We start from the raw sequence: 23653 nt of genomic DNA, 5'->3' as shown, positions 1-23653 counted from the left end.
ATTAATGTCCACCGTGTCCTTGACCACTTTCCTGAACAATTTCTAACCTCTCATCTAGTATTCCTTGTGTTTCAAATGAAATATCACTCGTACTTCCTAATAAGAAGCCATGATTATATGGTCCAAGTGTTGGATCATCTTTAAACTTCGGCTGAATAGTAGCAAGGAAGTCATACACTGGTTGTGAAGCTTTCCCTTCTTCTAACAAGACAACAGGTGCGTGTTTACCCATATGTGAAAAAGGTGCTCCAGCAACTGCTAAATCTGGTGTTTTGCTTGAAACAAATGATAAACCGTGACCAGGTTTTGTGAATCCCCAGCCAAATTTTGTTTTTTCATCTTTAAATTTAGCGAACGCAATCGAGTTTTCTGTAGGGGTCTCTCCACTAATACGCGTTACTTTCCCGTATTTGCTTAACTCTTTTTCTACTTCTTTTGAAACAATTTTTTCTGGCCCTAATACATATATATTTGCTTTATCTTTTCTCATTTTTAATGCCTCTATTGTCGCTTCTGGCACTTTATTCTTTTCTGTATAGAGTAGTGGTTCCGGCATATGAGAAATCCAATTTACAGCGGGTGTTGTATATAAACGTCCTTCTTCTGCAGACGAACCGATAATAACACTATTTGGGTAGCTTCCTGTTATATCGGCATACTCCTTATCAACATCCTTCGCAAATATAGCTGGGTCCGTTTCTTTTATTTGTTTTACTTTATAACCTTTCAATTGTTCAAGCGCGCTAGTACCTACATCTCCCATCACCATAATTTGTGTTCCCTCTTTCGTTCCGATTGGATTTAATCGTTTTATTTCTTTTAACGTCATTTCCGGTATCTTTTCTTTTTCTATAAATAAAATCGGCCCGTTATTCGGATGATGAATAAGGTCTGCACTCGCAATACCTAATTGCCACTCGCTTGCTGGTACTAAAATAACAGCACCTGGCTGGTTCTCTTTATGGGTTGCTGGCCATATCGTTTGCGAAGTTAACACTGCCATTTTTAGGGGGGCATTTGTATTTAACCTCGTTACATTTTTTAGACTTGTCGTTAATAAATCATTCGATGCCCCTTCGTTCATTTCTTTTGGCGCGGTTACTTCCTGATTCATTTTCATTTCCTTTTGCTCTGTTTTCTTCTCTTTTGTAGATTCATGATTTTTATGGTCTGTATTCGTTTGCCCACATGCAGCAAGACCAACTGCTGTAATTATTGTTATCCCAAAAATTCGGGTCATTTTTTTCACTATACCGCCTCCGTATTAATCATTTTTGAGCCAATATGATTACCTAAAATGTAATTTCAACTCCACAATAACAAGCAATTCTGAAGAAATTATGCAGACACATCATAATCTGCACCATTTCTTCATGATTTTGCATTACACTTTAAGTAACGATTATAAATATGGAGGGCTCTCTATGATTGATATACTGCTCGTAGACGATGAACCGAGAATGCTTGAATTATTAACGCTTTATCTTACTCCAATTGGATATAACTGCGTATGTGCGACTTCCGGAGAAGAAGCTATTTTACATATAGAAAATCGAAACTTTAAATTTGTTTTACTCGATATTATGATGCCAAAGATGGACGGATGGGAAACGTGCAAAAGAATCCGTTCATTTAGTAACGTTCCTATTATTATGGTTACCGCTCGTGATCAAACAGTAGATGTCATCCAAGGATTAAAACTCGGAGCGGATGATTACGTAACGAAACCTTTCCATGAAGAAGAACTTTTCGCAAGAATTGAAGCCGTTTTAAGACGTACAAATGAACATAAACAAATCCAATATCACGGTATTGTATGGGATGAAACAAAACACTTCGCTTCTGTACATAATGAAGAACTTCTTCTCACACCGATCGAATTCTCTTTACTCGGGTTATTTTTACGCCATGTGAATTATGTATTAAGCCGTGATCAGCTCATTGAACGAATTTGGGGATTAAACACAAATACAGAAGATCGCACAGTCGATTCACATATTCGTAATTTGCGTGATAAATTGCGAAAAGCAAATTTCCCTATTGATCATCATTTAAAAACCGTGTATGGAGTAGGTTATCGATGGATTGATACCGAACATTAAGGAGCAAAGTGATGAAACGAATCTCTATTCAATTCGGATTTTATTTTTTAATTGTCACACTTTTAATTGAAAGTGTTCTATTTGTATTGCTCTATTATAGTCTCGTAAACACTAGAGTAAATGAAGAAATGACTGCTTTATTAAAACGTGGAAACAGTCATCGTGATGTACTTGAAAAATATTATGATAAGCAAACAATCTCTCACGTAGCACTAATGGAATCTGAAGCTGAAACAACTGTCGTTATTACAAATACAAATAAAGAAATACTAGCTAAATCTAACGAAATAAACACGACTATAAACAATCATATTAGTAAAATGCAAACTCGAACAGACCATAATGGAGCGATTATAGAAAATCATTGGAAAACATCTAATTATATATGTACAGTTAGCCCTATTGTAGTCGATGGAAAACATGAAGGCTATGTGTACATGTTTCTTGGAACAGAATCAATTGAAAAGTTGGTTAATGGATTAACGAAACAATTCATTATTGCTGGTGCCATCACGTTTCTACTCACAGTCATCACAATTTTCCTATTATCACGTTTATTAACAAAGCCATTGTTACACATGAAACATGCAACTGAAAAAATGAGTAAAGGCGATTTGTCCGTTTCATTAACGACTACTCGAAATGATGAAATTGGTGAACTAGCATCATCTATTCAAACGCTCGCAAATGATTTACATTATATGAAAACAGAGCGAAGTGAATTTCTAGCAAGTGTTGCTCACGAATTACGAACACCGTTAACATACGTACGAGGTTATGCTGACATTGCTTTAAAAGAAAGCACCCCTCCTGAACAACGTTTGCGATATTTATCAATTATAAAAGACGAGTCTGATTACATTACAAACTTAGTTCAAGATTTATTTTCACTTGCACAAATAGAACAACATAGCTTTTCTATTCAAGTAAAGGAAGTGCATTTACACACCTTCCTTACTCGCATAGCTGAAAAAGTAAACGCCATGTATAAAGAAAGATACATTAAAGTTTCTTTCTCTTGTTCTCCTACATTGCTAGTAAACTTAGATGAACAGCGATTCGAACAAGTGATAGTGAACATTTTAAATAACGCTTATAGACATTCAAAAGAACATTCTCATATAAACATTTCTATTACAGACGAACATAAACGTATCTCCATTACAATTGAAGATGAAGGCGAAGGTATTCCACCTGAAGACCTCCCTCACATTTTTGACCGCTTTTACCGTGTCGATAAAGCAAGATCACGATCTACAGGCGGAACTGGTTTAGGACTCTCTATCGTGAAGGAAATTGTAGAACTACACGGCGGAAATATTACTGTAACGAGCGAAGTCGATTACGGGTCTTGCTTTATAGTTTCATTACCATCCATAAAGAAACACGACTATCATCAATAGTCGTGTTTTTTATCCCGCATTAACGGGCAGTAAGACCCCTACATCAAAATTCAGCGGAAGCAAAGAAGTTAGGTGGGGGATCAACTGCCCGTAAAAGCCCGATTGGTTCAACTAATAATCAGTGGGAGATGAACAAAACCCCCACTGATTAAAGTTTCACTTTATCATTTTACTTTATAATATAAATTTACAAATTGCCCAAAACGTTTCGTATCCGTTAAAGTTAAATTAATTTCTGGATTCTTGTCTTGAAATAACGGAACTCCAGAACCTAATATATGCGGTGTAATTGTAACAACATATTCATCAATTAAATTATTCTTAAAGAACTCTCTCAGTAGACTCCCTCCACCGACCATCCATATTTTAGATCCTTCTTGCTCTTTCAACCTTTTCGTAAACTCCACTACCTCTTCATTTACAAAATCCACGTGTTCATTTGAACCTTTTTGTGAGTTAGAAAAAACATAACATTTTTTATCTAAATACGGGAATGTTTCCATATGCTCTACTACATAATCGTACGTTCTTTTTCCCATAATTATTGTATCAATCGTTTCGTACATTTCTGTATAACCGTTATCTCCCTCTCCTTCGGTTTCCATTAACCACTGTAAATCATCATCTTCTTTCGCAATATATCCATCCAAGCTAGCGGCTATAAATAAAACTATTTCACGTGACATATTTTTTCCTCCTTACATCTCATCTTGATAACATTATGCTGTAAACAATATACTAACAATAAAACACGACAATTTATGTCATGTTTAAAAAGAAAAAAGGTGATACATTTGTCAAAAGCTAAACGCTTATTAGATATTCTTATATTTGCTTCTGCAAAAAAAGCATTTACAGCTCAAGAAATAGCTGATGAATTTAATATTTCCGTTCGTACTGTCCACAGATACATTTTAGATTTAAGTGATATGGGATTACCTATTTATGCAGAACAAGGTCGTAATGGAGGATATAAAGTATTAACGAATAAAGTCATTCCCCCTATTTTATTTACTGAAGAAGAAGCGGTATCCATCTTTTTTGCTTTTCAATCTTTAAGTTACTATCGAGACTTACCTTTTAACACAGAAATCAATTCCGTTACGCATAAACTGTATAGCTCTCTACAACATGATGCGAAAGTGAAAGTTAATAAAATACGTTCTTATATCGCTTTTTGGAATCCGAAGAGAACAATTGATACACCTCTATTAAACGCAGTGTTAAGTGCGGCTATTGAAAATAAAAATTTACACTTTCAATACGAATCTAAATCGGGGATAAAAACAAAACATGTTCATCCTATCGGTGTATACGCTCATGATGGGCTATGGTACTTACCATCCTATGACTTCAGGAGAAAAAAAGTATTACTGTATCGTGTTGATCGTATTCTTTCTATATTATCAACAGAAAAAAATGAAAGTACGTTCATGAATTTAGAAGAATGGTTTACCTCTAGCTCTAACGTAGTGCACATTCCTACCCAATTACATGTTTTACTAACGACAGAAGGCGTGCGCCAATGTAAAAGTGTTCCTTACCTTGAAGAATTCGTGGTAATAAACGAAGACGGGACAGGATATATACATTCAACAATTGATAAAGGCGAAATCAACTTTATTACCCCTTTATTTTATAGACTTGGAAAAGATGCACGAATTTTAGAACCGAAAGAATTGATAGATGGTTTACTTATGCGTGCGAAAGAAGTTTTACATATGTATGAAGACGAAAAAAGCTGCTAAATATAAGCAGCTTTTTTCGTCCCGTTGTTCCTATTGTTTTATTATTGACGAATGTCAAACCACCAACGATTTTTCGAATTCATATTCTCAGTTCCACTAAAACCACTGTAACGGAAAGCATCAAGGAAAATTGAATCTAGTTTATCCTCATCCACAAAATAACCTAAATTAACTTTCATCGTTTGGCCAGGTAGGATACTGCCAATATTGTAAAAGCTTTTTCCATCTCCGTGAGGTTCTAAATAATCGACTTCGCCCGTCATAATATTTTTTTCCGCAATTCCATCTCTTTCAGCGTAATTCCATACATTACCTTTACCTTTAAGCACTTGTATGGATGGAGTCATATAGATTTCTTCTGTCGCCTGTTTACCAATATTTTTCACTGTTGTTGTCAGGTAGACAAATTTAGGACGAATTAATTTTGACTCTACTAATGTATCAATTGAATCTTTACCATTTCCAACTTTATATTCATCCCGTCTATATGGTATCAATTGTCCCGCTTGATCCAAAGCTTGATTCTCGCTTAGTCTTCCTAATCCCATTTCATTAAAGTTTTCTTGCTTAAAATCTTTGATTGAATCAAAAGTTTCAACTTTTTCTATCACATATTCAATTTGGCTCTGATCCATAGATATCGTTACTGGAACCTTTTGCCCTATATGAAATAGTCGTTTGCTATCTTTTTTCAAAGGAATCACCTTAGTTGTTTTACCTTCTTGGCTAAAATACTTTTTATCATAATCGCTTATATGTGATGACTTTTCTTTTGACGTGGGCTCAAGTGAAATGCTCCCTAACACATCTATCATTTGCTCTTCGTTTATATCGTTTCCAATATAACTTTGTAACATAATTCCCTCTTCCTCAAAATAGAGAAAAATCACTCTATTAAACATTAAATCTTTATTACCAGTTTCTCTATGGACAATTACTGCCTTCTTACCATTTATCTCTTTTTCTTCATAACTTTTCGAGTACAGAGTTGGAAAATCTGAATTCTCCCCTACTCTCCAAAGTGCGAATGAAAATCCACCCATTGCGTAGTTATCTTTAAACGAATATTTCATAGCAGAGTCATCAATTGCTTCCATATTTTCTGGTAATTTATCAATTTTCAGCTTATACCACTTATCAGCCTTTTTCGTGTCCTTATTTGTTACCGACACATTTACTTCATAATTTTGTTTTTGAACAATCATATTATAGACTTTTACTGCACCAAAAACGGTTGTCGGCATACCAATCAATAAGCAGGCAGCAGCGATTAACATACGATGTCTTTTACTCTTTTTCTGTGGTCGCTCGTCCTTCAGCTTCATTTCCTCCATAAACAGTTTCTTTTTGCGCGTATATGTATGTGAAAATTCATGTTGTTCTTCGGATTTATCAAAATCATCTAAAGCAATTTTTTCAGCAAGTTCATATATTTCTTTGGAGTTCTTTGAATTCGTCATGTTGTATACCTCCTATCATATTTTGGACTCGTTTTCGAGCGCGTTCAAACTGCTTGCGGACATTAGCCTCCGTAATCCCCATTACACTTGAAATTTCTTGATACGTTAAGTTATAGAAGACTTTGTACTTAAACACCTGTCTGTTAGATTCATTTAACTCTTTTAGCAATGTATCAATTTGAACCTCAGACATTTTACGTTTTTCCCACTCTTCAATATTTTCATCTACTGCTTCTATTGATTCTCTTTCATATTCTTCTAAAAATGTTTCATGTCGTTTATTTTTCCGGTAACTATCAATCGCCTTGTTTTTCGCGATCCTCAAAATATAGCGTTTAAGCTCTTCAGTGCTCAAGCTATGGAGCTTTTCCAAGTTCTTATAAAGAGTAATAAACGTCTCTTGAACCGCATCTTCAGCCTGTTGAATATTATTTAAAATAGAATACGCTACATAATAAATTTTTTGTTCGTACAACTCGTATAGCTCTTCCATCTTTTCATAATCGTTATTTGTAACTTTCATATAATTCCTCCTCTCACTCTATATAACGAATGAGCACTGTACTTTGTGACACTGCAAAATCTTTTTATAGATAAAATTTAATAATAGAATAAACAAAAGCCCAATTTCTCTATTGTAACTGAGAAATTGGGCTTTTTAATATTAGAATTTTCCTGACTGTATCTCTAAGAAAAATTCTTTTACACCTTTTCAATATGCAGTATTTGCTCTATCGCTTCTTTTAACAAATTCTTTGTCTCTTCAAAGTTATGATTCTTCTTTTCCTCCGGTTGCACCGTATAAAACTCAGCAAACGAACGCTCTTTATATCTTGGTACGACATGCATATGGTAATGTGTTAACTCGTTAAATACTCCACCATTTTGACAAACTGTAATTCCATCTGGTTTATATAATGCCTTAATCGCTTTTGCAATCAGCTTAGAAGCATCCATAATTGATCTTGCTACAACGTCATCTAATTCTTCTACTTCTACAACATGTTGCTTTGGCACAATTAAAGTATGTCCTGGGTAGAAAGGCGCATGATCTAAAAAGCAAGTTACATAATCATCTTCATATACTTTATATATTTTTTCCTCTTCGTTTGCTAATTTACAACCTAAACAGTCCACTACACTTTCCCCTCTTTCTAAAAACATAAAAACGTGAGAATACGGCTCTCACGTTTTTATGTTTCATTTTATTAGTTCAATTGTTTCCGTAACCTTTATACTATCTTTTACAGATTGAACAATCGTACAATTTTTCACTGCAAGCTGCAATGCTTTGTCCAACTGCTCTTCTGTAATGTTTTCCGCTTTAATTTTATATTGCAAATGAACACTTTCAACTGGTTTGGATAAAGCTTCACTTCTACCAATTTCAGTTTCGATCGTAAACGTATCGTATGTAATACGTTTCTTTTCTAAAATTTTTCGAAAGACAATTGCACTACATCCTGCGATAGAAGAAACGAGTAATTGTAACGGTGAATACCCGTTTTCTTTTCCAATCGCTAATTGAGCGTACGATAAATCTGCCTTTATATCATCGTGTTTGATTGTTAGTTTCATTTGTTTTGTCCATCTCCACTTTCATCGGTTTCTGCTGTTTCTTACTCATATAATAATAATATATATAGCAGAAAATGATAAATGGAATACCGCAGTATAACGCCATTCTTTGTTCAGGAATAAACGCTAAACTAATAACAACGATGCTATTTGTAATTAAAGCTAAAATTGGAACAATCGGATATAGTGGTGTTCTATACTTTAAGTCCTCTAACTTTCCTCCACCTTTTATATACTGACTTCTAAAGCGAAGTTGCGATAGAGCAATAATGATCCAACTTGAAACAGCCGATAAACCAGCTATCGATAATAAGTACATGTATACTGTATCTTCTGCAAGGAAACTTGTGAATAGGGATAATCCAGCTACCGCAATCGTTACGACTAGCGCTGTAATTGGAATACCACGTTTATTTACTTTCTTGAAAGAAGTTGGTGCCATTCCTTCATTTGCAAGTGACCATAATATACGTGTCGCTGCATATAATCCAGAGTTCGCTACAGATAATAACGCAGTAATAATAACAAAGTTCATAATATCAGCTGCATATGGAATACCGATTTTATCAAATACAACTACGAATGGACTTTCAATTACGCCTGCTTCCTTCCAAGAAATTAATCCTACTAAAATTGTCATTGTTAAAATGAAGAATAACATAATGCGCCATACTGTATTACGGATCGCACGTGGAATTGTTTTTTCTGGATTTTCACTTTCTCCCGCTGCAATCCCGATTAACTCTGTTCCTTGGAACGAGAAGTTAACTGTAATCATTGTAAGTAATACGGCAGCTAGTCCATTCGGGAAAAGTCCACCATCGCTTACAAAGTTAGAGAAAAGAGGTGCTGCTTCTTTTCCGTCATATGATATAAATCCTAATAATGCACTACCACCAAGAACAACAAATGCAAGGATTGTAATTACTTTAATACTAGAAAACCAAAATTCTAATTCAGCGTAGCTTTTCGCTGAGATAGCATTTGACGCATATAGAATAACGCCGAATACAAGGCACCATACCCAAACATCAACATTTGGAAACCATCTTTTCATCATTAAACCTATTGACGTTAATTCTAGACCCACTGTTACTGCCCAGCCGAGCCAGTATAACCAACCAATCATAAAGCCTGTTCCTGGTCCAATAAACTTCGTTGCATACTTTTGGAAAGATCCCGAAACCGGCATTGCTACCGTTAACTCTCCAAGACAAAGCATTGTTAAATACATAATAAATCCGCCTACTAAATATGAAAGGATGGCCCCCCCTGGTCCAGCCTGATTAATGGTGTAACCCGAACCTAAGAAAAAACCAGTTCCAATTACACCACCAAGTGCGATCATAAATAAATGTCTACTCTTCATCGTACGATGTAATTTCTCATTCGTTGGTTGCTGCATCTAAATCCTCCCCCTACAAATACCCCTATATCTTGTTAAAATTTTCTGATAATAAAAATATACACGAAAGCGATTACATTTTCTATATAAAATTAAAACTTTTCTGATAAAATAATATAAAAAATCTAATTATAGCTAGATTTAGATTCTATTTAGAGGAAAATAAGGAGAAACAAGGAAAAACCCTTACATATATTGTAAGGGTTAACGAAGTTCTAATCTTCTGGATAAAATTGATAAACTATAATTTACGATAAAGTACATACAAGCTACTACCATAAACGTTGGAATCATATAATTCACATTTTGTCCGCTAATAATTTGAGCATTATGCATAAGCTCTGGCAGTGATATAACAACTGCTAATGCTGTATCTTTCAGCAATGAAATAAATTGACTGACAAGCGGTGGAACCATTCTCCTTAATGCTTGTGGTAAAATGATATGCCAAAGCGCTTGCACATACGTTAATCCTGAAGATCTTGCGGCCTCAATTTGTCCTTTTTCAATCGATAATAGACCACTTCGAACAATTTCAGATATCATTGCTGCTTCAAATATTGTTAAAGCAACAATTACAGCTGTTATAATTTCTAATTTCAAGCCTGCTTCTGGTAGTGCAAAATACGTGAAAAATATAATCAAAAGTAGTGGTAAATTTCGAATTACTTCAACGATAATTCCTAATACTTGTGAGACGACAGGTATTTTCATGTAGCGCAATATCCCTATTACACTACCAATAATAAAGCTAAGTACAATTGCTACGAGCGCTACCTCTAACGTTATAAGTAATCCTTTTAATAAAAATAGAATATGATCCCCTGTAATTGCTCCCTTAAAATCCATTTACACCGCCTCCTTTGCTAAGCGTTTTTCTAAATAACGCACTAGCATACTGAGCGGAATTGTTAATATTAAATAAAACATCCCGACAAATATATATACATCAAACGTAACAAACGTCTTCGTTGAAATTAAATCTCCTTGATACATTAAATCAGCACCAGCAATAATTCCAAGTATTGAGGAGTTTTTAACTAAATTGAGAAACTGGTTTCCTAAAGGGGGAATTACAATTTTCATAGCTTGAGGTAAAACGACATGGTACATTGCTTGCGTATAAGTCAATCCTGAGGAACGTGCTGCTTCCATCTGACCTTTCTCGACTGATAGAATACCAGCGCGAATAACTTCCGCAATAAACGCTGCTGTATATACGGTAAGCGTAACTGTTCCTGCTACAAAACCATTTAAAGTAATTCCTATTACAGGTAACGCGAAATAAAATATAAATGCAATTAATACGAGTGGAATATTTCTTACAAACTCTACAAAAGCTGAACCTACCCAATTTAAAATACGAATCGGTGCGATGCGCATTACTGCCAAAATTACTCCTAAAATAAAACTGCCTATCAATGCAATTACACTAGACATAACTGTATATTTAAATCCTTCTAAATACATATCAATGTTATTCGTTAATATAGAAAAATCAGGCACATATTCTCCCCTCTTTCTTTACAAGAAGAGGATGAGCACTCTCATCCTCTCACTTTTACTATTTATCAAGAAAAATAAAGTTTCACTTTACTTCTCTTGTTTTTGACCGATCCATTTTTCATACAATTTATCGTATTCCCCGCTCGCCTTCATATCTTTTAGTAAGTTATTAATCTCTTTCGTTAAATCGTCTGCACCTTTTTGCACTGCAATTCCGTACGGTTCATCTGTAAAAATTTTTCCTACTACTTCATAATTAGAATCTTGTTTTGCCATTCCGTAAAGGATTGCATTATCTGTCGTTAACACATCACCTTTACCTGCCTTTAACGCTGTAAATGCCTCACTATAATTTTCAAATTCTAATACAGTCGCTTCTGGTGACTTTTGACGAATGTTATTTGTAGATGTTGATCCTTTTACAGCTAATACTTTAACGCCTTGTTTTATATCATCGATGCTCTTAATATTGCTTCCTTTTTTCACAAGTAACGATTGTCCGGCTTTAAAATATACATCTGAGAAATCCACTTCTTTTTTGCGCTCTTCCGTAATTGTCATTGTCGCAATAATTGCATCAATATCACCATTTTTCAGCATTGGAATACGTGTTTTAGACGTTACTTCTTTCAGCTCTAGCTTCTTTTCATCTCCAAGAATTTTTTTCGCAAGTGCCTTCGCAACATCAACATCGAATCCTTCTACTTGCCCTGTTGAAGGATTTTTTAATCCAAATAAATTCGTATCATTCTTCACCCCGACTACTAATTTTCCTCGTTTCTTAATTTGCTCAACAGCCCCGCCTTGCTTCGTATTTGTTTCCTTTGCCTCATCTTTCTTACTTCCGCATCCAGCAACAACAAGCACGAATAAACATGAAAATACGATTAAAGTAAATAACTTTTTCATTTTAAGCATGGAATTCCTCCTCTAATGATTTAGCACCCGACTTAAAAATAAACGAGCTCTTTCTTGTTCAGGATTTGCAAAAAATTGCGCCGGTGTCGTATCTTCAATAATTTGACCATCATCCATAAATAAAATCCGATCTGCTACTTCTCGCGCAAATCCCATTTCATGCGTGACAACGACCATTGTCATCCCTTCTTTAGCTAGCGTTTTCATAACATCAAGTACTTCCCCGATCATCTCCGGATCAAGAGCAGACGTAGGCTCATCGAACAGCATAATTTCCGGCTGCATCGCAAGTCCTCTAGCAATTGCTACTCTTTGCTGTTGTCCTCCGGATAATTGATGTGGATATACATTAGCCTTCTCCGGGATTCCTACTTTCTCTAAATAAAACATTGCTGTTTTCTCTGCTTCTTCTTTGGAAACTTTATTTACTTTAATCGGTGCTAGTGTAATATTTTGCAGAACTGTTTTATGTGGGTATAAATAAAAATGTTGAAAGACCATCCCAATATTTCGCCGCAATTCATTCATGTCCGTCTTTTTATTGTGTACCTCTGTATTTTGTACAATTAATCCTCCATCTGTAATTGCCTCTAATTGATTTATACATCGAAGCAATGTACTTTTTCCTGATCCTGAAGGCCCGACAACTACTACCACTTCTCCTTTTTTCACTTGCACATTAATATTTTTCAAAACTTGAAAATTACCATAATATTTATTTACATTACGAAATTCTATCAACATACTCCCCCTTCCCCTAACAACGCATGTACATTCTTTTTATATTCAAAAATAGTCCCAAAAATAACTTTCAGCTTCAATTTGTCCATAAAAAAAGCAAAGGGTTTCCCCTTTGCTTCTTCATTTCTATTCTATTAAGATACTTCTTCTTTCTTATCTTTCCCGTATTCATGCTCCCAAAAATCAGCATTTTTAATTCCTAATGGCTGCGGATCGAATACTGGATCTTTTCCTTCTTTTTTCTGTTTTTCATAATCCTTTAATGCGACTAATGCAGGTTTTTGTAATAATAAAATCGCAATGATATTTACCCATGCCATAATTCCTACACCGATATCACCTAAAGCCCACGCCGTTGCTGCTGTTTTAATACAACCGTAGAATACAGCTCCTAAAAAAACAAATTTTAGTACAATAGACAACCAAGGACGGTCTTTATCACGATTTAAGTACGCGATATTCGTTTCTGCAATGTAGTAATACGCCATAATTGTTGTAAACGCGAAGAATAATAACGAGATTGCAACGAAACCGTTTCCAAATCCAGGAAAAACAGATTCTACCGCCGCCTGTGTATATCCTGGTCCTGGCTGAGCGCCATTTAATTTATTAACGATAAAGTTTTTTCCGTTTGCATCAAATACGTTATACATGCCTGTAATAATCATCATAAATGCTGTTGCTGAACAAACAAATAATGTATCAATGTAAACGGAAAATGCTTGCACTAAACCTTGCTTAGCTGGATGTGATACTTCAGCTGCTGCTGCTGCATGTGGTCCAGTTCCTTGCCCTGCTTCATTGGAATAAATACCTCGTTTTACTCCCCAAGAAATTGCTAAACCGATAATACCACCGAAAGCCGCTTCTAATGCAAAAGCACTTCTTATAATTAGCATAAATGCTTCTGGCAACTTTTCAATATTCATAGCAACAATAACGCAAGCTACTAAAATATAACCAACTGCCATAAACGGTACGACAACTTGTGCAACGTTAACAATTCGCTTTACTCCACCGAAGATGATAATAGCTAGTACAACAACTAATAAAGCCCCTGATACGGTGGTGTTAATTCCAAAAGCTGTTTCTAAACTTACAGCAATACTATTTGCCTGCACACCTGGCAGTAAAAGCCCCGTTGCAAGAATTGTCGCTGCAACGAATACTAATGCATACCATTTCACACCTAAACCTTTTTCAATGTAATAAGCAGGTCCACCACGAAACTGTCCTTGATGTTTCGTCTTATATATTTGCGCTAATGTAGATTCTATATAAGCTGATCCTGCTCCTAAAAAGGCCACTGCCCACATCCAAAATACAGCTCCTGGTCCACCGAAGGCAACCGCTGTTGCTACCCCAGCTATATTCCCCGTCCCAACGCGTCCTGATAACGAAAGTGCTAACGCTTGAAATGAAGAAACACCAGCCTCTGATTTTTCACCTTGAAATGTCAGCTTCACCATTTCTCCTACATGCCTTACTTGTAAAAACCTCGTTCGAATGGAAAAATATAAACCTACTCCTAAACATAAATAAACAAGTGCTGGACTCCAAACAATATTATTTAACCAATTCACGAAAGCTTCCAACATTCCCCCTCCTTCTTTATAAAGAATATTCAGAATATATATAAAATTATAAGTGTATACTGAATCTAGGACAATATTATTTTAATAAAGTAAACATATTTTTGTATAAAAAAACAAAGTATATATTTGTTTTATATACTTTGTTTCGAACTAAATGTATTATATATTCACAATTGCTTCTCTTTTTATAATTCTTTCATATAGCTCTTCTGATAATTCTCGGAAGTTATCTGGCATACCTTTCCCCTTAAACTTCTTTTGAAGTGTACCGTATAAACCAACATCACGTAGACGTAAAAACAACGGTAACGATTCATACCAACTATCCGCCAGTCTGTGCTCATGCTCATAGCCTTTTCGTAACACTTGTAGCTGTTTACGAGCAAAGTCTGTCTTCTCTTCCGCTGTCCATGGTGTAAATAGAATAGAGTAATAGAGAACCATCGCTAAATCATGTATAAAGTAATTATAAGCCGCATCATCAAAATCAAAGATTGTTAGCTCTTTACCATCATAATGAAAATTACCGGGATGGATATCACCGTGCATAAGACCGAACGTTTCTCTTTCAACTGGAAGGGCCTTAATCTCATCCATTAATACCGCTGCAATCTTTTTCACTTGATCATCTTCTAATTCATTAACAATTCCACTTTCGTCTTCTTCCCACGTATCACGATAGTCTGTTTTAGGATAGCTCATTGTTAGGCGATGCAGTTGTCCAATCGCTTTTCCCCATGCTTCAAAATAATCATCTCCCCAATAAGGCGATCCTTCCCCTTTTACTTGCTCACCTTTTGCATATGTAAATAAAGAAGCAAAAAAGAAAGTGCTATCTTCCGCTCCAATTTCTTCTACAAGATTTTGAGAAGTTGAGTTAAGAGGTCCTGCTACCTTTGCCCCATGCTCCGCAACATATCGTAAAAAATCTAGTTCAGCTTCAACTTCTTTTTTAGAGCGATGCGAAGAATGCGTTAAACGTAATACATAGTCCTCATCATTATCTCCCTTCGCCTTAAAAATATAATTTTCAAAATCTCCAAGCGGCTTCTCTTCCACTGTTACATGAAATGCCTTTGCCGCTCTTCTTAAGATCTCTTTCGTAAAAACACGTTCTACAGCTATTTCCATATGTATCCCTCCTATATATCTTCTTAATTCGACACAAATGTGAGAAGTACTGCTATGAAATTGAATAATGCACAAAAGACAATATAACGTAACTTTCAATTCTCTTTTAAAAAAATAATTCAAGCATAAATTTCTCACAAACGACAAAAATTAACAGAAACAGTTGCACTTTAAAAGAGGTGGAAATTATGACAGAGAGAAAAGAACAACAAGAGAGTAAAAAACAAAAACATATGTTTCCATCACTTCCTGAGAACATTAATTACATTGAAAATAAACTTTCTCATTCTGATGATATAAAAAAATTAGATATCCCTTTTCAAAACGGAAAAGGGATAATCTTATATATCGAATCTTTAGCAGACCCAAATTTAATTCATCAATTAGCTCTTGAACCCTTATTAACTCGATCTGATCTATCTTTAGATAAAGCATTTTCTACATTAAATATGAAAAAAGAAACGAATTTAAATTACGGTGTACAACTTTTATTACAAGGTAAATCTTTATATTTCCATGAACATGTCGAAAGCTTTTGTACTTTTGAAACAGCATTATCTTTAAAAAGAGCTATAACAGAACCTGATAATGAAGGGATTGTACGCGGACCACATACTGGTTTCGTAGAAGATTTAGCAACCAATTTAGCGTCTATTCGTAAACTCATAAAAAGTCCAAATGTCGTCGTTAAATATTTCACACTTGGTGAAGAAATGCACACGAAAGTGGCAATTACTTATATTCAAAATATAGCTAATGACGATCTCGTTGCAGAAGTGAAAAGAAGATTAGAAATGATTAAGACAGACGCACTCATGCCACCAGGCTACATACAAGAATTTATAGAAGATACGTCTTTCTCACCATTCCCACAGCAATTAAATACAGAGCGCCCAGATAGAACTGCTGCTAATTTAATGGAGGGACGAGTCGCTATTTTATCAGATGGAGATCCAACAGCACTTATCGTTCCTGTTACACTCTTTGCCTTCTATCAATCACCAGATGATTATAATAACCGCTGGATCGTCGGTTCTTTCGTCCGAATGATTCGCTTAGTAAGTTTCTTAATCGCCTTTCTCTTACCAGCTATATATATCGCAACCGTCGCTTTTCATCCAGATGTGTTGCCACTCGAACTCGTCTATACAATTAAAGCCTCATTAGAACAAGTGCCACTTCCTCCTATTTTTGAAGCTCTCTTAATGGAATTGATCTTCGAATTATTACGAGAAGCTGGTATTCGTTTGCCGAGCCGCGTTGGACAAACAATCGGTATTGTAGGCGGTTTAGTAATTGGGGATGCAATTGTAAAAGCTGGACTCGTTTCTTACACAATGATTATCGTTGTAGCTTTAACTGCAATTGCTTCTTTTCTCGTACCATCAAATGATATGAGTTCAGCAGTTCGGATTCTGCGTTTCCCGTTAATGGTTCTTGCTGCTATATTCGGCTATGTAGGGATTTCATTCGGCATAATTATAACTTTCGTTCATTTATGTCAACTTCATTCTTTTCATACACCATATCTTTCTCCTCTTGCACCAATGCGGATAAAAGATATGAAAGATTCCTTTGTAAGATTTCCAATTTGGTCATTTTGGGAACGACCACATGATTCAAAACCAAAAAAAATGCAACGACAACATGTAACGAGAGAGGATGAGAACGGTGACAAACACGCAAAGTAAAATTTCACTTGTTCAATTGACCTTTTTCGTTATCCAATGTCAAATCGGGGTTGGTATACTTTCTCTCCCAAACCGTCTTCACCCAATAGCAAAAGGTGGTGGATGGATTTCTGTTCTCATTGCGGGGCTGGCAACTCAACTTATCATTTTACTCATGTGGTTTTTATTAAGAAGGTTTCCTGATGCAAATATGTATGAAATTGCTTGTATGATGTTTGGTAATAAATTTGGAAAACTATTAGGGTTTTCTTATGTTTTTTATTTTACTCTTATCGGTATGACCGTTATGTTAAATGCATGTACCGTCATTAAAATATGGATTTTACAAGCAACTCCTTGGTACGCAATTCTCCTATTATTTACAATAGCTTGTTGCTACGTAGCCTATAATACCTTTAAAGTAATTGTACGATTTTATGTCATGGCCTCTATTCTCATTTTACCTATGGCGCTTTTAATTGGACTTGGGCTCTCACGGGCTGATTTTTCTTATATTTTTCCCATTACAGAGGCTGGATGGTGGAATATTATTAAAGCATCGAAAGAAACAATTACAGCTATGTATGGTTTTGAAATCTTTCTCATCGCATTTCCTAAAGTAAATGGGACTGCTGTTGCAAAACTAAAGGCAATTTCTATCGCTAACGGATTCGTAACTCTTTTTTATGCTTTTACTGTTTGGATTTGCTTTATCGTATTTAGTCCAAAGCAAGTTGAGCTTATTCCAGAGCCAGTTGCTTACTTATTGCGCTCCTTACATATTGGGATTGTAGACCGTACTGATTTAATATTCATACCAATTTGGATGATAACTGTCGTAGCTTCTATTGCTAGTTGTTACGCTGCTGCTTCTATAGGTATTGGGCATATATTCAACCTTGCTAATCATAAAAAATCTGTTCCAATTGTTGGAGTTATTTCTTTTAGTATCGCCTTATTTATAGATACACCTGAAGAATTAAAATTGATTGCAAATTTCACTGATAAATTCACTTATATTTTCATTATCGTTCTTCCTTTTTTATTTCTTCTTTATTCCTTATTAAGAAATAAGAAAGGAGCTCCATATGCACAAAAAAACAGTTAAATTATGTAGTATCTTATGTGCTAGCTCACTTCTTTCTGGTTGCTGGGATCAAGAGCCTTTAAGAGAGGCTAGATTAGCTTATAGTATTGGATTTGATATTACAGAAGAAAATCAACTTCAGCAAACGGTTGAACTTGTAAGAAGTTCAGGAAGCCAACAATCTTCATTTGAAAATGAAATACATTCAGCAACCGGCCGTAACATACGCGATACTAGCGATACTTTGAAAGAAAATGTGACTGGAAATATTCGCTATTTCAAATACGGTGTGCAACTATTGGGAACAAAAATTCAAAAAAAGGGGATATTACCTTATTTAGATATTAGTTTTCGGGACCCTACAAACCCCACTGCTCTGGTAAAACTTATTTCAGTAGATGGTGAAACAGCTGCAATACTAGAAAAAAAGAAAGTAGGAAATTTACTAATTGGAGATTTTCTAAAGAAAAAAATTAAAAGCTTAGAGGACATGAGCATATTTCCAAATGAAACTTTGGAAACAGCCGCTACAAAAATGTTAGATCCCGGCAAAGATTTCACCCTCCCATCTATAAAGCTAAAAGGAAAAGAAGTTGTAACCAATGGGATAGCTCTATTTAATAAGGATAAATTAACTGGGCTTTTACCTTCACGACAATCGGTACTCTTCGTATTACTAACTGATAAAATGGGAACGAGCGCTCGCATAACCCAAAAGCTTACAAATAGCGATTCATCTAATACGTCTGACTACATTACCATTGACGTGAGCAATCAGAAATTAAAACGAAACTTAAAAATAACAACAGATAAAAAAGGAAATGTTTATGCTCACATTAAGCTCCAACTAAAAGTTATAGCAATTGAATCTCCAAGAGATAATCTGTATACAATGGACGACAGAGAAAAACTAAATAAAGAACTGTCTAAACAGCTCACGAAAGAGGCGAAAAAAATAATAAACAAACTCCAAAAAGCAAACTGTGATGCTTTCGGTATCGGCAGACACCTTATCGCTTATCACCCTGAGTTATGGAGGAAAAAAAATTGGGATAAAGATTATGCAAAAGTAAAGTTTAAACCTGAAGTAGAAGTAAGCATTTTGTATAGTGGTGTCTTAAAATAAAAGGTTGTATGCCCATGCGGCATACAACCTTTTTATTTCGTATATCGATACACAATTGATTCATATGGTCTTAAGTTAAGTTTTGCAATATCCTTGCTGGCATCTTTATAATTCGACAGTAGTACTTCTTGTTTCATTCCATCTAATTGAACGTGCGCTGGTACAGAGTACGTTATTTCTTCTCCATAGAAGTTATTTATAACAAGTAGTACTTCACTTTCTGTAGTACGAGTATATGCCCAAATTTTAGGATCATTTTTATCCAAAATAGCATATTCTCCTTCTGTAATTACATCATACGTTTTTCTAAGTTCTATTAACTTTTTATAATGATAAAATACAGACTCTTTATCTTCTAATGCCTTCTCTACGTTTATTTCTGTAAAGTTTTCAGCCACTGAAATCCAAGGTGTACTTGTTGTAAAACCACTGTTCATCTCTTCATTCCACTGCATCGGAGTACGAGAGTTGTCACGAGATTTTTGTTTTAAAATCCCGATAATCTCTTCTTTTGATAATCCTTCTTCTCGCTTGATATCGTATATATTTAACGATTCCACATCGCGATATTGCTCGATGGACTCGAATTTAGGATTCGTCATACCGATTTCTTCGCCTTGATAAATGTAAGGTGTTCCTTGCAACATATGCATAGCTGTCGCTAACATTTTCGCAGATTCATTTCGGTACTTTCTATCATCACCGAAGCGTGACACTATGCGAGGTTGGTCATGATTACACCAAAATAACGCATTCCATCCTCCGCCCTTTTGCATTTCAATTTGCCAGTTAGACATAATCTCTTTTAATTTAATAAAATCAAACTCTGCTTTCGTCCACTTATCACCATTCGGATAATCTACTTTTAAATGATGGAAACTAAACGTCATGCTCAGTTCATTACGCTCAGGATTAGAATATTTAATACAATTATCAATTGTCGTAGATGACATTTCTCCAACTGTAATTACATCTTTTCCTGCAAAAACTTTTCGGTTCATCTCTTGTAAATATTCATGAACACGCGGACCATCTGTATAATACTTGCGTCCATCACTTGTCGCAGTATTACCTTCATCGTTTAAGAAACATTGGTCTTTTGAAATTAAGTTAATGACATCTAATCGGAATCCTGTTACCCCTTTATCCAGCCAAAAACGCATCATATCATATACTTCTTCGCGAAGTTGTTCATTTTCCCAATTTAAATCAGCTTGTGTTTCATCAAATAAATGTAAATAATATTGCTCCGTCTTCTCATCATATTTCCAAGCAGATCCACCAAACTTAGACTGCCAATTATTTTTTTCATCACGCCAAATATAGTAATTACGATATGGACTATTTTTATCTTCCTTCGCTTCTTTAAACCACTTATGTTCAGTCGAACTATGATTTACAACAATATCAAGCATAATTTCAATGTTACGTACTTTCGCTTCTGCTAAAAGTTCCTCAAACTCTTCCATCGTTCCGTAAGATGGATCAATGCTGTAGTAATCACTTACATCATATCCATTATCATTTTGTGGTGATTGGTATATCGGTGTTAACCAAATATAATCCACTCCGAGTTCTTTTAAATAATCTAGTTTCTCTGTAACCCCTTTTATATCACCGGTTTCTTTATTGTAATAGCTATTAAAGCTCTTCGGATAAATTTGATAGACTACACTTTTATGCCAATCCTTCATGTTTAACTTCCTCCTACTTCTGTTTGACTCTTTTTGCAAATAACCATGTTAAAGTAAATGGGATTACAACTGCAATAATCATTCCTACAATAAACATTGGAATCGATTTCGGAATGATAGAAATAAATGCTGGCAATCCGCCAATTCCGATAGCAGGTGCTAATACACCATTTAATGTAATGAATATCGCTGCCACAGCAGACCCTATAATCGCTGCATAGAACGGGAACTTATTTCGTAAATTCACACCAAACATCGCTGGTTCTGTAATACCGAAGTATGCTGAAATGGCTGATGTTGATGCCATACTTTTATCATTTTGATTTTTAGAAATCCAGAACATTGCAAGTGCCGCACTACCTTGCGCAATGTTAGAAAGAGCAATCATTGGCCAAATGAATGTGCCACCGTGCTGTGCAATCAATTGTAAATCAATTGCAATAAACATATGATGCATACCTGTAATTACAAGCGGTGCATATAATGCTCCAAACAATACTGCTCCAACTACTGGTACTGTTTCATATACACCTACTAATCCTACTGTTAATAAATCTCCAATATGACGTGTAACCGGACCGATAATTCCTAATGCTAACACACCTGTCACAACGATTGTTGTAATTGGTACAACTAATAATTGAATTGCATTTGGTACATGTTTCTTTAAGAAAATTTCCACTTTACTTAATACAAAAGCTGCTACTAAAACAGGTAAAATTTGTCCTTGATATCCTACCTTCTCAATTTGGAACAGTCCTAAAATATTGAAGTACTCAATCTTTTGACCCTCTAAACCAGTCGCTGCTTTTCCATAGTCCCAAGCGTTTAATAAGGCCGGGTGCACAAGCATTAATCCCATAACAATCCCTAGTATTGGACTACCACCAAAACGCTTCGTTGCTGACCACCCGACAAGTGCTGGTAAGAATACGAATGCTGTATTGGCCATCATATTAATTAAATCCCAAAGCCCGCCTAAGTTCGGATAAACATCTAATAAATTTTTCCCATCAAAAAATAAGTCCTTTGCCCCTAATAGATTGTTAATACCCATTAGTAAACCAGCTGTTACGATCGCTGGTAATATCGGCATAAATACATCCGAAAATATTTTCACAAACTTTTGAGCTGGATTTAACTTCTGATTTCCAGAATCTTTTACGTCAGCTACAGTCGATTCTTCCATACCTGCAAGCGTTATCAATTCAGCGTAAACACGATCTACATCCCCTGGACCAATTACAACTTGAAATATACCAGCGTTATGAAACGCTCCTTTCACTAATGAAACAGACTGTAATTTATCATTATCTATTTTACTTTCATCTTTTAAAGCGATACGGAGCCTCGTCACACAATGTGCAGCTTGTTCAATATTGTCTTTCCCACCAATATACTGCAACACTTCCTCTGCTGTTTTACGATAGTCTTTCCCCATATTCCCGTCCCTCTTTTCTTTTTTTGATACCGTTTACAATTACATATTAACTCGTATATATAAGTTAGTCAACACTCGTATATACGAGTTTGTGTTTTTTTTTTATAAAAAAAGAGATGAAACAATATTTTGTTCCACCTCTTTACTTCCTGCGTGCCACATCCGAAAAGTGAAAAATATCTAAACGGTGGCGTGATTCTGTGTATTCAAACTGACTTCCATCATACAAATGTGTAAAGTTTTTCACAACGACAACATAGTCTGTTCCATTTAAATCTAAATACTTTCTGTCATCCTCTGTACACGGCTGTACTTCAATTATCCTCTGCGAATAACTAATATGTAGCCCAAGCTCTTTCTCAATGTATTTATAAATCGATGCAGTTGCAATTTCTTTCGTTAATCCTGGAATAAACTCAGATACAAAATGATTTATATCTAAAATTACTTTTTCTCCATCAATATTTCGTACACGTTTAATATGATCAATCTCTGTTTTTTCTTTTACATTTAATAATTTCGCAATTTCTTTTGTGGCTTTTTCTTTGTCCATTTCCACAACTTCCGTAATACAATGACGTCCTAAACGTTCATTTTCTTCTTGGAAACTTACAATACCGCCAAAATTAAATTCAATATTTTTTCGCTTTAAAACAAAAACACCTTTTCCATGAATTTTTTGCACATATCCACGCTCTTGCAGTAAATCTACAGCTTTTCTTACCGTGCCTCGGCTTGCCTCATACTGCTTCATTAATTCTGTTTCTGATGGGATTTTGCATCCCTCTTTTAATTGTTTATTATCAATAGATTTACTGATTTCTGTATAAATTTGTTCATACTTACTCATCATCTACAATAGCCCCTTGTCACCTTCTAATTCTATATGTATTATAACATGCTTCACTCTTCTGCCAATCTCTCACTTATTTTCCAGTACAAGAAAAATATAGGTAAATATTTAATCTTTAAAACGTATTTTTATAAAAATTTTTATATTTTTCTTTTCATTCAAAAAAACATGTAGTATACTAACTTCAAAATCAGA

The 23653-nt window shown here is 35.1% G+C and carries 22 protein-coding genes; 6 read left to right on the top strand and 16 right to left on the bottom strand.

Translation table 11 applies throughout. From position 1 onward, the window contains the following. Nucleotide 1 precedes the first annotated feature (1 nt). The gene (locus BCG9842_RS03180) at nt 2–1249 is read right to left on the bottom strand and encodes a hypothetical protein (protein WP_000738863.1); all 1248 of its coding nucleotides are present in this window, start codon (nt 1247–1249) and stop codon (nt 2–4) included. 175 nt (nt 1250–1424) lie between these two features. Between BCG9842_RS03180 and BCG9842_RS03175 the strand changes: the two genes are divergently transcribed. Both BCG9842_RS03175 and BCG9842_RS03170 read left to right on the top strand, forming a co-directional pair. Continuing rightward, the gene (locus BCG9842_RS03175; RefSeq protein ID WP_000565487.1) at nt 1425–2102 is read left to right on the top strand and encodes a response regulator transcription factor; all 678 of its coding nucleotides are present in this window, start codon (nt 1425–1427) and stop codon (nt 2100–2102) included. 11 nt (nt 2103–2113) lie between these two features. Continuing rightward, the gene (locus BCG9842_RS03170; protein ID WP_000822551.1) at nt 2114–3505 is read left to right on the top strand and encodes a sensor histidine kinase; all 1392 of its coding nucleotides are present in this window, start codon (nt 2114–2116) and stop codon (nt 3503–3505) included. 164 nt (nt 3506–3669) lie between these two features. Here BCG9842_RS03170 and BCG9842_RS03165 read toward each other — a convergent pair whose 3' ends face one another. Beyond that, on the bottom strand, nt 3670–4191 hold the full coding sequence (locus BCG9842_RS03165) for a dihydrofolate reductase family protein (RefSeq protein WP_000085772.1): 522 nt from the start codon (nt 4189–4191) through the stop codon (nt 3670–3672). Between the two features lie 75 nt (nt 4192–4266). Here BCG9842_RS03165 and BCG9842_RS03160 point away from each other — a divergent pair, with 75 nt between their 5' ends. Then, the gene (locus BCG9842_RS03160) at nt 4267–5253 is read left to right on the top strand and encodes a helix-turn-helix transcriptional regulator (RefSeq protein WP_114365429.1); all 987 of its coding nucleotides are present in this window, start codon (nt 4267–4269) and stop codon (nt 5251–5253) included. Between the two features lie 41 nt (nt 5254–5294). On the opposite strand, the gene BCG9842_RS03155 is transcribed toward BCG9842_RS03160, so the two are convergent. From BCG9842_RS03155 to BCG9842_RS03100, 11 genes are all read right to left on the bottom strand, one after another. Continuing rightward, entirely contained in the window at nt 5295–6713 is a 1419-nt protein-coding gene (locus tag BCG9842_RS03155; protein ID WP_000185126.1) for a hypothetical protein, read from the bottom strand. Continuing rightward, nucleotides 6679–7236 (bottom strand): RNA polymerase sigma factor, encoded by a 558-nt coding sequence (locus BCG9842_RS03150; RefSeq protein ID WP_000869275.1) that lies wholly within the window; start codon nt 7234–7236, stop codon nt 6679–6681. Before BCG9842_RS03150 ends, BCG9842_RS03155 begins: the two co-directional genes overlap by 35 nt. Nucleotides 7237–7415: 179 nt before the next feature. Beyond that, entirely contained in the window at nt 7416–7850 is a 435-nt protein-coding gene (locus BCG9842_RS03145) for an HIT family protein (RefSeq protein ID WP_000340518.1), read from the bottom strand. A 63-nt stretch (nt 7851–7913) separates the two neighbouring features. After that, nucleotides 7914–8291, bottom strand: coding sequence for an OsmC family protein (locus tag BCG9842_RS03140; protein WP_000778852.1), 378 nt, complete (start codon nt 8289–8291; stop codon nt 7914–7916). Further along, nucleotides 8266–9696 carry an amino acid permease gene (locus BCG9842_RS03135; RefSeq protein ID WP_001187093.1) on the bottom strand — a complete coding sequence of 477 codons (1431 nt, stop codon included), beginning with the start codon at nt 9694–9696 and terminating at the stop codon, nt 8266–8268. The genes BCG9842_RS03140 and BCG9842_RS03135 overlap by 26 nt, the downstream gene beginning before the upstream one ends. Before the next feature lie 204 nt (nt 9697–9900). Further along, on the bottom strand, nt 9901–10545 hold the full coding sequence (locus BCG9842_RS03130; RefSeq protein WP_000345975.1) for an amino acid ABC transporter permease: 645 nt from the start codon (nt 10543–10545) through the stop codon (nt 9901–9903). After that, nucleotides 10546–11202, bottom strand: a complete 657-nt coding sequence (locus BCG9842_RS03125; RefSeq protein WP_001112685.1) for an amino acid ABC transporter permease — start codon at nt 11200–11202, stop codon at nt 10546–10548. It lies immediately after the preceding gene. An 87-nt stretch (nt 11203–11289) separates the two neighbouring features. Then, nucleotides 11290–12120, bottom strand: a complete 831-nt coding sequence (glnH, locus tag BCG9842_RS03120; RefSeq protein WP_000916489.1) for a glutamine ABC transporter substrate-binding protein GlnH — start codon at nt 12118–12120, stop codon at nt 11290–11292. 12 nt (nt 12121–12132) lie between these two features. Continuing rightward, a complete protein-coding gene (locus BCG9842_RS03115) occupies nt 12133–12861 on the bottom strand; it encodes an amino acid ABC transporter ATP-binding protein (protein WP_002083770.1) in 729 nt (242 codons plus the stop codon). 134 nt (nt 12862–12995) lie between these two features. Continuing rightward, nucleotides 12996–14456 (bottom strand): alanine/glycine:cation symporter family protein, encoded by a 1461-nt coding sequence (locus tag BCG9842_RS03105; protein ID WP_000387171.1) that lies wholly within the window; start codon nt 14454–14456, stop codon nt 12996–12998. A 159-nt stretch (nt 14457–14615) separates the two neighbouring features. Then, entirely contained in the window at nt 14616–15587 is a 972-nt protein-coding gene (locus tag BCG9842_RS03100) for a phosphotransferase enzyme family protein (protein ID WP_000401662.1), read from the bottom strand. Nucleotides 15588–15775: 188 nt separating this feature from the next. Between BCG9842_RS03100 and gerKA the strand changes: the two genes are divergently transcribed. From gerKA to BCG9842_RS03085, 3 genes are read left to right on the top strand one after another with little or no spacing between them, the layout of a single operon-like run. Then, on the top strand, nt 15776–17278 hold the full coding sequence (gene gerKA, locus BCG9842_RS03095; RefSeq protein WP_000140075.1) for a spore germination protein GerKA: 1503 nt from the start codon (nt 15776–15778) through the stop codon (nt 17276–17278). Then, a complete protein-coding gene (locus tag BCG9842_RS03090; protein WP_000185806.1) occupies nt 17259–18365 on the top strand; it encodes a GerAB/ArcD/ProY family transporter in 1107 nt (368 codons plus the stop codon). The genes gerKA and BCG9842_RS03090 overlap by 20 nt, the downstream gene beginning before the upstream one ends. Beyond that, complete coding sequence (locus BCG9842_RS03085) at nt 18346–19470, top strand: Ger(x)C family spore germination protein (protein ID WP_000549146.1); 1125 nt, start codon at nt 18346–18348, stop codon at nt 19468–19470. Before BCG9842_RS03090 ends, BCG9842_RS03085 begins: the two co-directional genes overlap by 20 nt. A gap of 32 nt (nt 19471–19502) precedes the next feature. Here BCG9842_RS03085 and treC read toward each other — a convergent pair whose 3' ends face one another. From treC to treR, 3 genes are all read right to left on the bottom strand, one after another. Continuing rightward, nucleotides 19503–21164, bottom strand: coding sequence for an alpha,alpha-phosphotrehalase (treC, locus tag BCG9842_RS03080; RefSeq protein ID WP_000656109.1), 1662 nt, complete (start codon nt 21162–21164; stop codon nt 19503–19505). Nucleotides 21165–21177: 13 nt separating this feature from the next. Then, complete coding sequence (gene treP / locus BCG9842_RS03075; protein WP_000513939.1) at nt 21178–22605, bottom strand: PTS system trehalose-specific EIIBC component; 1428 nt, start codon at nt 22603–22605, stop codon at nt 21178–21180. A 142-nt stretch (nt 22606–22747) separates the two neighbouring features. Further along, complete coding sequence (treR, locus tag BCG9842_RS03070; protein ID WP_000987241.1) at nt 22748–23458, bottom strand: trehalose operon repressor; 711 nt, start codon at nt 23456–23458, stop codon at nt 22748–22750. Nucleotides 23459–23653 lie beyond the last annotated feature (195 nt).

The organism is Bacillus cereus G9842 (assembly GCF_000021305.1).
Lineage (GTDB): Bacteria > Bacillota > Bacilli > Bacillales > Bacillaceae_G > Bacillus_A > Bacillus_A thuringiensis_S.
Note: the sequence above shows the minus strand (reverse complement) of the source record. Positions and strands in the feature narration are given on the sequence as shown.

Coding starts and splice junctions, on each gene's coding strand:
- treC (WP_000656109.1), bottom strand. CDS start 21,164: ATGAAGGATTGGCATAAAAGTGTAGTCTATCAAATTTATCCGAAGAGC.
- BCG9842_RS03170 (WP_000822551.1), top strand. CDS start 2,114: ATGAAACGAATCTCTATTCAATTCGGATTTTATTTTTTAATTGTCACA.
- BCG9842_RS03150 (WP_000869275.1), bottom strand. CDS start 7,236: ATGAAAGTTACAAATAACGATTATGAAAAGATGGAAGAGCTATACGAG.
- BCG9842_RS03160 (WP_114365429.1), top strand. CDS start 4,267: ATGTCATGTTTAAAAAGAAAAAAGGTGATACATTTGTCAAAAGCTAAA.
- BCG9842_RS03130 (WP_000345975.1), bottom strand. CDS start 10,545: ATGGATTTTAAGGGAGCAATTACAGGGGATCATATTCTATTTTTATTA.
- BCG9842_RS03155 (WP_000185126.1), bottom strand. CDS start 6,713: ATGACGAATTCAAAGAACTCCAAAGAAATATATGAACTTGCTGAAAAA.
- BCG9842_RS03165 (WP_000085772.1), bottom strand. CDS start 4,191: ATGTCACGTGAAATAGTTTTATTTATAGCCGCTAGCTTGGATGGATAT.
- gerKA (WP_000140075.1), top strand. CDS start 15,776: ATGACAGAGAGAAAAGAACAACAAGAGAGTAAAAAACAAAAACATATG.
- BCG9842_RS03140 (WP_000778852.1), bottom strand. CDS start 8,291: ATGAAACTAACAATCAAACACGATGATATAAAGGCAGATTTATCGTAC.
- BCG9842_RS03135 (WP_001187093.1), bottom strand. CDS start 9,696: ATGCAGCAACCAACGAATGAGAAATTACATCGTACGATGAAGAGTAGA.
- BCG9842_RS03100 (WP_000401662.1), bottom strand. CDS start 15,587: ATGGAAATAGCTGTAGAACGTGTTTTTACGAAAGAGATCTTAAGAAGA.
- treP (WP_000513939.1), bottom strand. CDS start 22,605: ATGGGGAAAGACTATCGTAAAACAGCAGAGGAAGTGTTGCAGTATATT.
- BCG9842_RS03175 (WP_000565487.1), top strand. CDS start 1,425: ATGATTGATATACTGCTCGTAGACGATGAACCGAGAATGCTTGAATTA.
- BCG9842_RS03085 (WP_000549146.1), top strand. CDS start 18,346: ATGCACAAAAAAACAGTTAAATTATGTAGTATCTTATGTGCTAGCTCA.
- glnH (WP_000916489.1), bottom strand. CDS start 12,120: ATGCTTAAAATGAAAAAGTTATTTACTTTAATCGTATTTTCATGTTTA.
- treR (WP_000987241.1), bottom strand. CDS start 23,458: ATGATGAGTAAGTATGAACAAATTTATACAGAAATCAGTAAATCTATT.